The organism is Caballeronia sp. ATUFL_F1_KS4A (assembly GCF_023630905.1).
Taxonomy (GTDB): Bacteria; Pseudomonadota; Gammaproteobacteria; order Burkholderiales; family Burkholderiaceae; genus Caballeronia; species Caballeronia zhejiangensis.
In genome coordinates this window covers 420990-433311 of record NZ_JALQEB010000002.1, presented here as the reverse complement: position 1 = coordinate 433311, position 12322 = coordinate 420990, and the positions used below count along the sequence as shown (strand labels likewise).

The window sequence follows — 12322 nt, the reverse complement described above, 5'->3', positions numbered from 1 at the left end:
TCGCTTCACGGCAGAAGAATCGTCGAGCCGGTCGTCCTGCGCGCTTCGAGGTCTTCGTGCGCGCGCGCCGCTTCCGACAGCGGATAACGCTGGCGCACGTTCGTCTTCACTTTCCCCGACGACACGACATCGAACAGTTCCGCCGCCATCGTGTCGAGATCGCTGCGTTTGGCGATGTAGCTGAAAAGCGTCGGCCGCGTGAAATACAGCGAGCCGCGACCGGCCAGCTCCGACGAATCGAGCGGCGGCAACGGGCCCGACGAATTGCCGAAGCTCACGAAAAGCCCAAGCGGCGACAGGCAATCTAGCGACGCGATATACGTGTCCTTGCCGATCGAATCGTAGACGACAGGCACGCCCGCGCCGTTCGTGATCTCGCGCACGCGCTGCGTGAAATTCTCGCGCGTGTAGACGATCGGATGATCGCAGCCGTGCGCCTTCGCGAGCTCGGCTTTCTCGTCGGAGCCGACCGTGCCGATCACCGTCGCGCCGAGCGCCTTCGCCCACTGACACGCGAGCATGCCGACGCCGCCGGCCGCCGCGTGGATCAGCACCGTGTCGCCCGCCTTCACGCGATACGTCCGGCGCAGCAGATATTGCGCGGTCAAACCCTGCAGCATGATCGACGCGGCATCTTCGTAGCCGATCGAATCGGGCAGCTTGACGACGTAATCCGCCGACATCACGCGCTCTTCCGCATAGGCGCCCGGCGGGCGCGACGCATAGGCGACGCGATCGCCCGGCTTGAACTGCGTGATGCCCTCGCCCACCGCCGTCACCTCGCCGGCCGCTTCCATGCCGAGGCCGCCCGGCAGCGGCATCGGATACAGGCCGGTGCGAAAGTACACGTCGATGAAATTGAGGCCCACCGCATGATGCTTCACGCGGATTTCGCCCTTGCCCGGCGCGCCCACGTCCACGTCGACCCACTTCATGACTTCGGGGCCGCCTGCTTTGTCGAATCGGATTGCCTTGGTCATCGCTCGTTCGTCTCCTTTGATCTTCAGGACGCCCGCGCGAAGCGCAGACGCAAGTCGTCGAGAATCATGCGCGCCGTCGCGATGTTGGTCGCGCACGGCACGTTGTGCACGTCGCAGGCGCGCACGAGCGCGTTGATGTCGGGCTCGTGCGGCTGCGGCGTCATCGGGTCGCGCAGGAAGATCACGATGTTCACGCGCCCTTCCGCCAGTTCCGCGCCGATCTGCAGGTCGCCGCCGTGCGGGCCGGACAGCTTGCGCTCGATCTCCAGCCCGTGCGCCGCCGCGATGCGTCCGCCGGTCGTGCCGGTCGCGACGAGATTGCATTGCGCGAGCGTGTCGACGAACTCGCCCGCCAGCGTGACGATGTCGTCCTTCTTCATGTCGTGCGCGATGAGCGCGACGCGTGTGGTCATCAGAGGCTCCGTCTCAGTAGGTGCCGGGATAAGCGCCGCCGTCGATCAGCAGATTCTGACCAGTGATGTAGCCCGCATGCACGCTGCAGAGGAACGCGCATGCCTTGCCGAATTCCTCCGATGTGCCGAAGCGGCCCGCGGGCAGGCTTTGCGCACGGCGCGCCCGCATTTCGTCGATCGAAATGTTCTGCGCCTTCGCCTGCGCTTCCATCGTCACGGCGATACGGTCGGTGTCGAACGTGCCCGGCAGGAGATTGTTGATCGTGACGCCCGTCGATGCGACCTTGCGCGCGACGCCGGCGACGAAACCGGTCAGGCCCGAGCGCGCGCCGTTCGAGAGACCCAACACGTCGATCGGCGCCTTCACCGACGAACTCGTGATGTTCACGACGCGCCCGAAGCCGCGCTCGATCATCCCGTCGATGGTCGCCTTGATGAGCTCGATCGGCGTCAGCATGTTGCCTTCGAGCGCCTTGATCCACATCTCGTGCGTGAAGGTGCGGAAGTCGCCCGGCGGCGGCCCGCCCGCGTTGTTGACGAGAATGTCCGGCGCGGGACAGGCGGCGAGCGCGGCGGCGTGGCCTTCGGGCGTCGTGATGTCGCCCGCGACGGTCGTCACGGTGACGCCGTAAGTCGAGCGGATGTGCGCTGCCGTCGCTTCGAGCGTTTCCGCCGTGCGCGCGGTGATGACGAGATTCACGCCTTCGGCGGCGAGCGCTTCGGCGCAGCCACGTCCCAGGCCCTTGCTCGCCGCGCATACCAACGCGGTGCGGCCCGCGATTCCCATATCCATCGTCTTTCCTCCAGTTGTCTTTCGTCACAGATCGTGACGTCTTCGCGCAATTCTAGAAGAATCGGGGCAGCAACGTCGGCGGCGGAAACGCCAAGGCCCGCGCGAATCTTCTTAGGCGTGCGCGGGCTTTTGGGTAAACTGTCGCCACTGTCCGCTCCCCGAGCGTCAGAGGCAGAACATCACACGAGCAGGACGCGCCGCGCGCGAGACCCATGAAACAAGACAGCCGCTTTCCCAATCTCTTCATCACCGATCATCCGCTGATCCAGCACAAGCTCACTCACATGCGCGACAAGGACACGTCGACGCGCACGTTCCGCGAGCTGCTGCGCGAAATCACGCTGCTGATGGGCTACGAAATCACGCGCAATCTGCCGCTTACGACCAAGCGCGTGGAAACGCCGCTCGTCGGGATCGACGCGCCGGTGATCGCCGGCAAGAAGCTCGCGATCGTGCCGGTGCTGCGCGCGGGCATCGGCATGTCGGACGGCCTGCTGGATCTCGTGCCCTCGGCGCGTGTCGGGCATATCGGCGTGTATCGCGCGGACGATCATCGTCCGGTCGAGTATCTCGTGCGTCTGCCGCCCGATCTCGAAGAGCGCGTCTTCATTCTGTGCGATCCGATGGTCGCGACGGGCTACTCGGCGGTGCACGCCGTCGACGTGATGAAGCGCCGCAACGTGCAAGCCGAAAACATCATTTTCGTCGCACTGGTCGCCGCGCCCGAGGGCGTGAAGGTGTTCCAGGACGCGCATCCGGATGTGAAGCTGTATGTCGCGTCGCTCGATTCGCATCTGAATGAGCATGCGTATATCGTTCCGGGTCTCGGCGACGCGGGCGACCGTCTCTTCGGCACGAGGAATTAAGCGTTCGCCGGAACCATTCCAGCCGCCGCGCGATTCTGCGCGGCGGTTTGCGTTTACGGCTTCGTTCGCGCGAATTCCACGCGATTCGATGGAATTTCGCACGGTTTGCGCCGATTTTCGCGTTCCGGCCCGTGCCACACGGCATTGAGAGCGCACGACGCCATGCTAAAATTTCGGTCTGTTCCTATTCGGGTCAGGCCGGATCGAAACGATCCCCGAGCGAACCCGACCGCGGCCGAGCAGCGCGCGGCAGACAGACACATTCAGCACGACAGCACACTAGGCGCCCGGCAGGTCCGCGCGCGATGGAGAAAGGTAATGGCGGGTCATTCGAAATGGGCCAACATCAAGCATAAGAAAGCCGCGGCCGACGCGAAGAAAGGCAAGGTCTGGACGCGCCTCATCAAGGAAATCCAGGTCGCGGCGCGCATGGGCGGCGGCGAGATCGATTCGAACCCGCGCCTGCGCCTCGCCGTCGACAAGGCCTACGACGCCAACATGCCGAAGGACAACATCAACCGCGCGATCCAGCGCGGCACCGGCGGCGTCGATGGCGCGAACTACGAGGAAATCCGCTACGAAGGCTACGGTATCGGCGGCGCGGCGATCATCGTCGACACGATGACGGACAACCGCACCCGCACCGTCGCGGAAGTGCGCCACGCGTTCTCGAAGTTCGGCGGCAACATGGGCACGGACGGGTCGGTGTCGTTCATGTTCGATCACGTCGGCCAGTTCCTGTTCGCGCCCGGCACGCCGGAAGACAAGCTGATGGACGCCGCGCTCGAAGCCGGCGCGGACGACGTCGTGACGAACGAGGACGGCAGCATCGAAGTGGTCTGCCCGCCGAACGATTTCCAGAAGGTGAAGGACGCGCTCGAAGCCGCGGGCTTCAAGGCGGAACTCGCCGAAGTGACGATGAAACCGCAGACGGAAGTCGAATTCAGCGGCGACGACGCAGTGAAAATGCAAAAACTGCTCGACGCGCTCGAAAATCTCGACGACGTGCAGGAAGTCTATACAAACGCCGCGATCAACGAAGACTGAGCTTTCCGAGCTTCGTAGCGCAGGGGCGCGGCGGCATCGAAGTCCGCCGCGGCCTCGCATGGAACATCTTTCGCTTCGGCTGCCATGCCGGAGCAGCGCCGCACGGCCTTCGCGGCGCGGCATCGCCCGAGGAAGGCGCGTGACGCAGCCGATGTCAGCGCGAGCCGCCTTCGCGACGCCATGACGAGTGTCATACGCGCGCTTTACGGTCGATGCGCCCGCCGCTTTTTCTCAAGCCGCTTTTTGTCAGGATTTCGGGGATTCACATGAAGTTACTCGTCGTCGGTTCCGGCGGCCGCGAACATGCGCTGGCCTGGAAGCTCGCGCAATCGCCGCGCGTGCAGATCGTCTATGTCGCGCCGGGCAACGGCGGCACCGCGCAGGACGAGCGCCTGCGCAACGTCGACATCACGGATCCGGCGGAACTCGCCGATTTCGTCGAGAAGGAACATGTCGCGTTCACGCTCGTAGGGCCGGAACAGCCGCTCGCCGCGGGCATCGTCAATCTGTTCCGTTCGCGCGGGCTGAAAATCTTCGGCCCGAGCAAGGAAGCCGCGCAGCTCGAAAGCTCGAAGGACTTCGCGAAGGCGTTCATGAAGCGCCACAACATTCCGACCGCCGAATACGAGACGTTTTCCGAGCTCGCCGCCGCGCACGCCTACATCGACGCCAAAGGCGCGCCGATCGTCATCAAGGCGGACGGCCTCGCCGCCGGCAAGGGCGTCGTCGTCGCGATGACGCTGGAAGAAGCGCACGCCGCCGTCGATTCGATGCTCGCCGACAACAAGCTCGGCGACGCCGGCGCGCGCGTGGTGATCGAGGAGTTTCTGGCGGGCGAGGAAGCGAGCTTCATCGTGATGGTCGACGGCAAGCACGTCCTGCCGCTCGCGTCGAGCCAGGACCACAAGCGCCTGCTCGACGGCGACAAGGGCCCGAACACCGGCGGCATGGGCGCGTACTCGCCCGCGCCGATCGTCACGCCGCAACTGCACGCGCGCGTGATGCGCGAAATCATCCAGCCGACGGTGCGCGGCATGGAAAGCGAAGGCATCCGCTTTACCGGTTTCCTGTACGCCGGCCTGATGATCGACGCGAACGGCAATCCGAAAACGCTGGAATTCAACTGCCGCATGGGCGACCCCGAGACGCAGCCGATCATGGCGCGCCTGAAGGGCGATTTCTCGAAGGTCGTGGAAATGGCGATCGACGGCAAGCTCGACACCGTCGATCTGGACTGGGACCGCCGCACCGCGCTCGGCGTGGTGCTCGCGGCCCATAACTATCCGGATACGCCGCGCAAGGAGGACCGCATCAGCGGCATTCCCGCGGAAACCGAGAATTCGGTCACTTTCCATGCCGGCACGACGCTCACCGACGGCAAGCTCACGACCTCGGGCGGGCGCGTGCTGTGCGTCGTCGGCCTGGCGGATTCCGTGCGCGGCGCGCAATCCGTGGTCTACGATACAGTCAACCAGATCTCGTTCGACGGCATGCAGTATCGGCGCGACATCGGCTATCGCGCGCTGAATCGCAAGCAGACGGCGGAAAAACCCGGCGACAAGCACTGACACGGCGCGGCGCACGCCGCCCAAGCACCCGCGCTGCCGGACCTCGTGTCCGGCAGCGTGCTTTTGAGAGTTTCGATACGAAGGGTTAACCCCTGCCATTCAAGGCCGCCCACAGGGGCGCACGCAGCAATCGATGAGTGAACCGAACCGCAGCGCGGAACAACGCACACAATCCGACGCAGCCCACGATATCGCCGCCGTTCGCGATTATCTGAGGGGCCTGCAGACGCGCATCGCCGATGCGCTCGGCGCCTTCGACGGCACCGCCTTCGCTACCGACGCCTGGACCCGCGAACCCGGCGCGCATCTGCGCGGCGGCGGCGTGACGCGCATCCTCGAAGGCGGCGCGTTTTTCGAGCGCGGCGGCATCGGCTTTTCGGATGTGCAAGGCGACGCGCTGCCGCCCTCGGCGAGCGCGGCGCGTCCGCAACTCGCCGGACGCGGTTTCGAGGCGCTCGGCGTCTCGCTCGTCATGCATCCGCGCAATCCGCACTGCCCGACCGTGCACATGAACGTGCGCATGCTCACGGCGACCAAAGACGGCGAAGCGCCGATCTTCTGGTTCGGCGGCGGCATGGATCTCACGCCGATCTACGGCTACGAGGAAGACGCGCGGCATTTCCATCAGGTTTGCCGCGATTCGCTCGATCCGTTCGGCGCGGAGTTGTATCCGCGTTTCAAGACCTGGTGCGACGAGTACTTCTATTTGAAGCATCGCAACGAGCAGCGCGGCATCGGCGGAATTTTCTTCGACGATTTCTCGGAGCCGGGTTTCGAGCGCTCGTTCGCGATGATGCGAAGCGTCGGCGATGCGTTCCTGAAGGCGTATCTGCCGGTCATCGAACGACGCCGCGACACGCCCTACACGGAGCGCGAGCGCGAGTTTCAGGCGTATCGGCGCGGGCGTTATGTCGAGTTCAATCTCGTGTTCGACCGCGGCACGCACTTCGGCCTGCAAAGCGGCGGACGCACCGAATCGATTCTGATGTCGATGCCGCCCGTCGCGAGCTGGCGCTATGACTGGAAGCCCGCGCCCGGCACGCCGGAAGCGCGGCTGTACGAAGACTTTCTGGTGCGCCGGGAATGGCTGTGACGCCCTGCGCCAAGCGCGTCGGCCTGCTCGGCGGCACATTCGATCCGATCCACAACGGGCATCTCGCGCTCGCGCGGCGCTTCGTCGAGTTGCTGCAACTGACCGAGCTCGTACTGCTGCCCGCCGGACAGCCGTGGCAGAAGGCGGGCGTATCGGCGCCGGAGCATCGGCTGGCGATGACGCGTGCGGCGGCGGCATCGCTTTCGCTCGATGGCGTGCAGATCGTCGTCGCCACCGATGAGATCGACCGCCACGGCGACACGTACACCGTCGACACGCTCGCGCACTGGCGCGAGCGCGAAGGCGCGGACGCGTCGATCACGCTCTTGATGGGCGCGGACCAGTTGGTCAAGCTCGATTCGTGGCATCAGTGGAAGCGGCTCTTCGACTACGCGCACATTTGCGTGGAAACACGCGCCGGCTTCGACGTCGCGACGCTGCCCGCCCCGGTCGCGACCGAATTCGAAGCGCGCCGCGCATCGCCCGACGTTTTGCGCGGGAGTCCGCACGGTCACATGCACATCGACGAAATGCTGCTACTCGACGTATCCGCCACGGCGATCCGCGAAGAAGCGCGTTCGATGAACGGTGCGACCGACGCCCGCGCGCAGGTCCCATCCGCCGTATGGGACTATATTGTTCAACATCACCTGTACCAGACATCGTAACTATGGAACTTCAGAAGCTGCAACGCGCGATCATCGACGGTCTCGAAGACGTCAAGGCGCAAGACATCAAAGTGTTCAACACGACCCATCTGACGTCGCTGTTCGACCGCGTGGTCGTGGCGAGCGGCACGTCCAACCGCCAGACCAAGGCGCTCGCCAACAGCGTGCGCGAGAAGGTCAAGGAAGCGGGCGGCGACATCGTCAGCACGGAAGGCGAAGAGATCGGCGAATGGGTGCTGGTCGACTGCGGCGACGCGGTCGTGCACATCCTGCAACCCGCTCTGCGTCAGTACTACAACCTCGAGGAAGTCTGGGGCGACAAGCCCGTGCGCGTGAAGCTCCAAAGGCCGAACATGTTCGGCGGCGCGAGCGTCACCGCCGATGAAGACGAGGACGACGAAGACGACGCGCCCGCCGTCAAACGTCCCGCGCGGAAGACCGTGCGCAAGCACTGACACCGCTTCGTTTCATGAAGCTGGTCATCCTCGCCGTCGGACACAAGATGCCCGACTGGATCACGAATGGCTTCGACGAATACGCGAAGCGCATGCCGCCCGAACTGCGCATCGAGCTCAAAGAGATCAAGCCGGAACAGCGCTCGTCGGGACGCAATGCCGAGAGCGTGATGGCGGCCGAAAAGCAGCGCATCGAAGCCGCCTTGCCGAAGAACGCGCGCGTGGTCGCACTCGACGAACGCGGCCGCGACTGGACCACGATGCAACTCGCGAACGCCCTGCCCGGCTGGCAGCAGGACGGGCGCGACGTCGCGTTCGTGATCGGCGGCGCGGACGGGCTGCATCCGGAGGTGAAATCGCGCGCGGAACTGATGCTGCGCATTTCGAGCCTGACGTTGCCGCATGGCATGGTGCGCGTGCTGCTCGCCGAACAGCTTTACCGCGCGTGGAGCATCACGCAGAATCATCCCTATCATCGCGCTTGAGGGTGCTTCGACGCTGGATCGAATGCCCCGCGCGTCATTCGAATCCACATCACGATGCCGACTCATCCCTACGTTTATCTCGCCTCGCAAAGCCCGCGCCGTCAGGAGTTGCTTCTTCAACTGGGCGTGCAGTTCGAACTCCTTCTTCCCCGTGCCGATGAAAACGCCGAAGCGCTCGAAGCCGAGTTGCCCGGCGAAGCCGCCGATGCGTACGTCGTGCGCGTGTGCGCGTTAAAGGCAAAGGCCGCGCGCGCGCGATTGGTCGCCGGCGGCTTCGCGTCCGCGCCGATTCTCGTCGCCGATACGACCGTCACCATCGACGGGCTGATTCTCGGCAAGCCGCTTCACGAAGAAGACGCCGTCGCGATGCTCGAACGCCTCGCAGGCCGCGAGCATGAAGTGCTGACGGCGCTCGCCGTCGTCGATGCCGATGGCGCGTTGCTGGAACCCGCGCTCTCGCGCTCGCAAGTGCGTTTTTCGAACGTCGACCGTGCTGCGCTGCAACGCTACGCGGCATCGGGCGAGCCGCTCGGCAAGGCGGGCGCGTACGGCATTCAGGGCCGCGCGGCCGAGTTCATCGAGCGAATCGACGGGTCCTATTCGGGTATCATGGGTCTGCCCCTTTTCGAAACCGCTGCTCTCTTGCGCCTGGCGCGCGTCGCATTCTAAACAGGCCATGAACGAAGAAATCCTGATCAACGTCACACCCCAGGAAAGCCGCGTCGCACTGGTTCAGCAAGGCGCCGTTCAGGAGCTTCACGTCGAGCGCACGCTTTCGCGCGGGCGCGTCGGCAACGTCTATCTCGGCAAGGTCGTGCGCGTGCTGCCGGGCATGCAGTCCGCGTTCATCGACATCGGTCTCGAGCGCGCCGCGTTTCTTCATGTGGCGGATATCTGGCATCCGCGCATCGCGGGCGAGCCGCATAACTCACAGCCGCATACGCCGATCGAAAAGATCGTCTTCGAAGGTCAGTCGCTGATGGTGCAGGTCGTGAAAGACCCGATCGGCACCAAGGGCGCGCGCCTGTCGACGCAGGTGAGCATCGCGGGACGCACGCTGGTGTATCTGCCGCAGGAGCCGCATATCGGCATCTCCCAGAAGATCGAGAGCGAAGCGGAGCGCGAGGCCGTGCGCGCGCGACTGACCGCCGTCCTGCCCGCCGACGAGAAAGGCGGCTACATCGTGCGGACCATCGCCGAAGACGCGACGAGCGAAGAACTCGCGGCCGACGTGGCGTACTTGCGCAAGACCTGGGCGACGATCGTCGCGCAAGCGCAGCGCGTGCCGCCCACCACGCTGCTCTATCAGGATCTGAACCTCGCGCAACGCGTGCTGCGCGATTTCGTCAACGACGAAACCACGCGTATTCAGGTCGATTCGCGCGAGACGTTTCAAATGCTCGCGGATTTCGCCGCGGAGTTCACGCCGGCGGTGGCGTCGCGTCTGCATCATTACACCGGCGAGCGGCCGCTCTTCGATCTGTACAACATCGAGGCGGAGATTCAGCGGGCGCTGTCGCGGCGCGTCGATCTGAAGTCGGGCGGCTATCTGATGATCGACCAGACCGAAGCGATGACGACCATCGACGTGAATACGGGCGGGTATGTCGGCGCGCGCAACTTCGACGACACGATCTTCAAGACCAATCTCGAAGCCGCGCATACGATCGCGCGGCAACTTCGTTTGAGGAATCTCGGCGGGATCATCATCATCGATTTCATCGACATGGAGAATGTCGAGCATCGCGATCAGGTGCTGGGCGAGCTGAAGAAGGCGCTCTCGCGCGACAGAACGCGCGTGACCGTGAATGGCTTTTCGCAGCTCGGGCTCGTCGAGATGACGCGAAAGCGCACGCGCGAGTCACTGGCTCACGTGCTGTGCGAGCCGTGTCCGGTGTGTCAGGGCAAAGGTCAGGTGAAGACGCCGCGCACCGTCTGCTACGACGTGCTGCGCGAAATCATGCGCGAGTCGCGGCAATTCAATCCGCGCGAGTTTCGCGTGGTGGCTTCGCAGCAGGTGATCGATCTGTTTCTGGAAGAGGAATCGCAGCATCTGGCGATGCTGATGGACTTCATCGGGAAGCCGGTTTCGCTGCAGGTGGAGAGTAATTTATCGCAAGAGCAATACGACATCGTGTTGATGTAGCCTCGCCCAAAGTCATTCGAGCGAGGCCGACTGCCTCACGCCGCCTGCTGCTGATACTGAATCCGATGCAGATGCGCGTACAAGCCGTCCTTGCGCAGCAACTCCGCATGACTGCCCTGCTCCGCGATCTTCCCCGCTTCCATCACGAGGATGCGGTCGGCGCGCTCGATCGTCGACAGCCGGTGCGCGATGACGAGCGTCGTGCGTCCTTTCATCAGCGTCTCGAGCGCCGACTGCACGTGCCGCTCCGATTCCGAGTCCAGCGCCGAGGTCGCCTCGTCGAGAATCAGGATCGGCGCGTCCTTGTAGATCGCGCGCGCGATCGCGAGACGCTGGCGCTGCCCGCCCGACAGACGCATGCCGTTGCCGCCGACGAGCGTGTTGATTCCGTCCGGCAAGGACGCGACGACATCCGCGAGATTCGCCGCCGTCAGCGCCGACATCACGCGTTCGGAGTCCGGCGTCTGCCCGTACGCGACATTCGCGGCGATCGTATCGTTGAAGAGCACGACGTCCTGGCTGACCATCGCGAGCTGGCCGCGCAGGTCGTGCAGGTTGTACTCGCTGATCGGCACGCCATCGACGAGCAACTGGCCGGCGCGCGGATCGAAGAAGCGCGGCAGTAGATTCACGAGCGTCGTCTTGCCGCTACCAGAGGGGCCCGCGAGCGCGACCATCTCGCCCGGCGCGACCTTGAACGACACGCGATCGAGCGTCGGCCGGTCGACCGAGCCATAGCTGAACGACACGTCGCGGAATTCGACTTCGCCGCGCGCGCGTTCGAGACGCCGGCCGCCGCCAGCGGGCTCGGCCGGCTCGTCGATCAGGCCGAAGATCAGCTCGGCCGCCGTCATGCCGCGCTGCAAGGGCTGATTGATGTCGATCAGATGCTTGAGCGGCGAGATCACGAGCAGCATCGACGTGACGAACGCGACGAAGCCGCCGACCGTCGTCTGATCGTTGGCCGATTGTACGACCGCGATCGTGATGACGATGGCGAGCGCGATCGATGCGAGAAACTGCGTAAGCGGCTGCGCGAGACCACCCGAGACTTGCATGCGCATCGAGTAGCCGCGCAACCGCTGGCTCATCTCCGTGAAGCGGTCGATTTCGTACGGCTCGCCGTTGTGCACCTTGACGACTTTGTAGCCGCCGACCGTCTCCTCGACGATATACGACAGATCGTTCGTCAACGACTGATGCTCGCGATTCAGGCGCCGCAGCCGGCGGTTGATCTTGCTGACGAGCCAGCCGATCGCCGGCAGGATCACCGCGACGATCAGCGTGAGCCGCCAGTTGAGGATGAACAGATAGCCGAGCAGGAACACGACCGTGAGCGAATCGCGCACGAGCGTCACGACCACGCTCTGCAGCACGCTCAGGATCTGATTGACCTCGAAGACGATCGCGTTGATGACCGTGCTCGCGGTTTCGCGCTGAAAGAAGCCCGCGCTCGTATGGATCATGCGCTGGAACATTTCGAGCCGCAGTTGCAGCAGGATCTTGTTCGTCACGTAGGAGAGAAAATAGCCCGATGCGTATTGTGCCCCGCCGCGCACCAGCGCAAGGCCGATGACCGCTGCGGGCACGAGCCATTTCGCATGATCGCTGCTCTTCGAGCCGAAACCATGGTCGAGCAGCGGCTTGAGCAACATCGGAATGCCGGCCTCGGTCGCGGCGACGATGCCCATCGTCAGCAGGCCTAGCATCACCATGCCGAGCAGCGGACGGATATACGGCCATAGCCGTTTCATGACGGCCATGGGCGAGCTGGCTTCGCCCGTGCCGATGGTCTTGCGCAATGTCTG

At 64.4% G+C, this 12322-nt stretch carries 13 protein-coding genes; 9 read left to right on the top strand and 4 right to left on the bottom strand.

The features are described from left to right. Window positions 1-5 precede the first annotated feature (5 nt). Genes NCS03_RS05165 through NCS03_RS05155 form a run of 3 tightly spaced genes read right to left on the bottom strand, consistent with a single transcriptional unit; the run spans window position 6 to window position 2186 of the window. Complete coding sequence (locus NCS03_RS05165; RefSeq protein WP_008350618.1) at window positions 6-980, bottom strand: quinone oxidoreductase family protein; 975 nt, start codon at window positions 978-980, stop codon at window positions 6-8. 23 nt (window positions 981-1003) lie between these two features. Further along, window positions 1004-1393, bottom strand: a complete 390-nt coding sequence (locus tag NCS03_RS05160; protein ID WP_008350620.1) for a methylglyoxal synthase — start codon at window positions 1391-1393, stop codon at window positions 1004-1006. A 13-nt stretch (window positions 1394-1406) separates the two neighbouring features. Beyond that, the gene (locus tag NCS03_RS05155) at window positions 1407-2186 is read right to left on the bottom strand and encodes an SDR family oxidoreductase (RefSeq protein ID WP_008350622.1); all 780 of its coding nucleotides are present in this window, start codon (window positions 2184-2186) and stop codon (window positions 1407-1409) included. A 212-nt stretch (window positions 2187-2398) separates the two neighbouring features. Between NCS03_RS05155 and upp the strand changes: the two genes are divergently transcribed. The 9 genes from upp (at window position 2399) to rng (ending at window position 10514) form a co-directional block, all read left to right on the top strand. Further along, window positions 2399-3052 carry a uracil phosphoribosyltransferase gene (gene upp / locus NCS03_RS05150; protein ID WP_008350624.1) on the top strand — a complete coding sequence of 218 codons (654 nt, stop codon included), beginning with the start codon at window positions 2399-2401 and terminating at the stop codon, window positions 3050-3052. Between the two features lie 318 nt (window positions 3053-3370). Further along, window positions 3371-4099, top strand: coding sequence for a YebC/PmpR family DNA-binding transcriptional regulator (locus tag NCS03_RS05145; RefSeq protein ID WP_008350627.1), 729 nt, complete (start codon window positions 3371-3373; stop codon window positions 4097-4099). Window positions 4100-4365: 266 nt separating this feature from the next. Further along, on the top strand, window positions 4366-5667 hold the full coding sequence (purD, locus tag NCS03_RS05140) for a phosphoribosylamine--glycine ligase (RefSeq protein WP_250528880.1): 1302 nt from the start codon (window positions 4366-4368) through the stop codon (window positions 5665-5667). 133 nt (window positions 5668-5800) lie between these two features. After that, entirely contained in the window at window positions 5801-6760 is a 960-nt protein-coding gene (gene hemF / locus NCS03_RS05135; protein ID WP_250528879.1) for an oxygen-dependent coproporphyrinogen oxidase, read from the top strand. Then, on the top strand, window positions 6751-7428 hold the full coding sequence (locus tag NCS03_RS05130) for a nicotinate-nucleotide adenylyltransferase (RefSeq protein WP_250528878.1): 678 nt from the start codon (window positions 6751-6753) through the stop codon (window positions 7426-7428). The genes hemF and NCS03_RS05130 overlap by 10 nt, the downstream gene beginning before the upstream one ends. Before the next feature lie 2 nt (window positions 7429-7430). After that, window positions 7431-7883: a ribosome silencing factor gene (gene rsfS / locus NCS03_RS05125; RefSeq protein ID WP_008350631.1), complete on the top strand. Its 453-nt coding sequence runs from the start codon at window positions 7431-7433 to the stop codon at window positions 7881-7883. A gap of 14 nt (window positions 7884-7897) precedes the next feature. Continuing rightward, window positions 7898-8368, top strand: coding sequence for a 23S rRNA (pseudouridine(1915)-N(3))-methyltransferase RlmH (rlmH, locus tag NCS03_RS05120; RefSeq protein ID WP_008350632.1), 471 nt, complete (start codon window positions 7898-7900; stop codon window positions 8366-8368). A 54-nt stretch (window positions 8369-8422) separates the two neighbouring features. Continuing rightward, window positions 8423-9037: a Maf family protein gene (locus NCS03_RS05115; RefSeq protein ID WP_250496737.1), complete on the top strand. Its 615-nt coding sequence runs from the start codon at window positions 8423-8425 to the stop codon at window positions 9035-9037. A 7-nt stretch (window positions 9038-9044) separates the two neighbouring features. Then, complete coding sequence (gene rng, locus NCS03_RS05110) at window positions 9045-10514, top strand: ribonuclease G (protein ID WP_008350634.1); 1470 nt, start codon at window positions 9045-9047, stop codon at window positions 10512-10514. A 35-nt stretch (window positions 10515-10549) separates the two neighbouring features. Here the strand turns inward: rng and msbA are convergent, their stop codons facing one another. Further along, the gene (gene msbA, locus NCS03_RS05105; protein ID WP_502801513.1) at window positions 10550-12277 is read right to left on the bottom strand and encodes a lipid A export permease/ATP-binding protein MsbA; all 1728 of its coding nucleotides are present in this window, start codon (window positions 12275-12277) and stop codon (window positions 10550-10552) included. Window positions 12278-12322: the final 45 nt, after the last annotated feature.

What these genes read in the sequence shown, in the direction of transcription:
- hemF (WP_250528879.1), top strand. Translation starts at nt 5,801, where the DNA reads ATGAGTGAACCGAACCGCAGCGCGGAACAACGCACACAATCCGACGCA.
- rlmH (WP_008350632.1), top strand. Translation starts at nt 7,898, where the DNA reads ATGAAGCTGGTCATCCTCGCCGTCGGACACAAGATGCCCGACTGGATC.
- NCS03_RS05145 (WP_008350627.1), top strand. Translation starts at nt 3,371, where the DNA reads ATGGCGGGTCATTCGAAATGGGCCAACATCAAGCATAAGAAAGCCGCG.
- NCS03_RS05160 (WP_008350620.1), bottom strand. Translation starts at nt 1,393, where the DNA reads ATGACCACACGCGTCGCGCTCATCGCGCACGACATGAAGAAGGACGAC.
- NCS03_RS05155 (WP_008350622.1), bottom strand. Translation starts at nt 2,186, where the DNA reads ATGGATATGGGAATCGCGGGCCGCACCGCGTTGGTATGCGCGGCGAGC.
- NCS03_RS05165 (WP_008350618.1), bottom strand. Translation starts at nt 980, where the DNA reads ATGACCAAGGCAATCCGATTCGACAAAGCAGGCGGCCCCGAAGTCATG.
- NCS03_RS05130 (WP_250528878.1), top strand. Translation starts at nt 6,751, where the DNA reads ATGGCTGTGACGCCCTGCGCCAAGCGCGTCGGCCTGCTCGGCGGCACA.
- upp (WP_008350624.1), top strand. Translation starts at nt 2,399, where the DNA reads ATGAAACAAGACAGCCGCTTTCCCAATCTCTTCATCACCGATCATCCG.
- msbA (WP_502801513.1), bottom strand. Translation starts at nt 12,277, where the DNA reads ATGGCCGTCATGAAACGGCTATGGCCGTATATCCGTCCGCTGCTCGGC.
- rsfS (WP_008350631.1), top strand. Translation starts at nt 7,431, where the DNA reads ATGGAACTTCAGAAGCTGCAACGCGCGATCATCGACGGTCTCGAAGAC.
- NCS03_RS05115 (WP_250496737.1), top strand. Translation starts at nt 8,423, where the DNA reads ATGCCGACTCATCCCTACGTTTATCTCGCCTCGCAAAGCCCGCGCCGT.
- purD (WP_250528880.1), top strand. Translation starts at nt 4,366, where the DNA reads ATGAAGTTACTCGTCGTCGGTTCCGGCGGCCGCGAACATGCGCTGGCC.
- rng (WP_008350634.1), top strand. Translation starts at nt 9,045, where the DNA reads ATGAACGAAGAAATCCTGATCAACGTCACACCCCAGGAAAGCCGCGTC.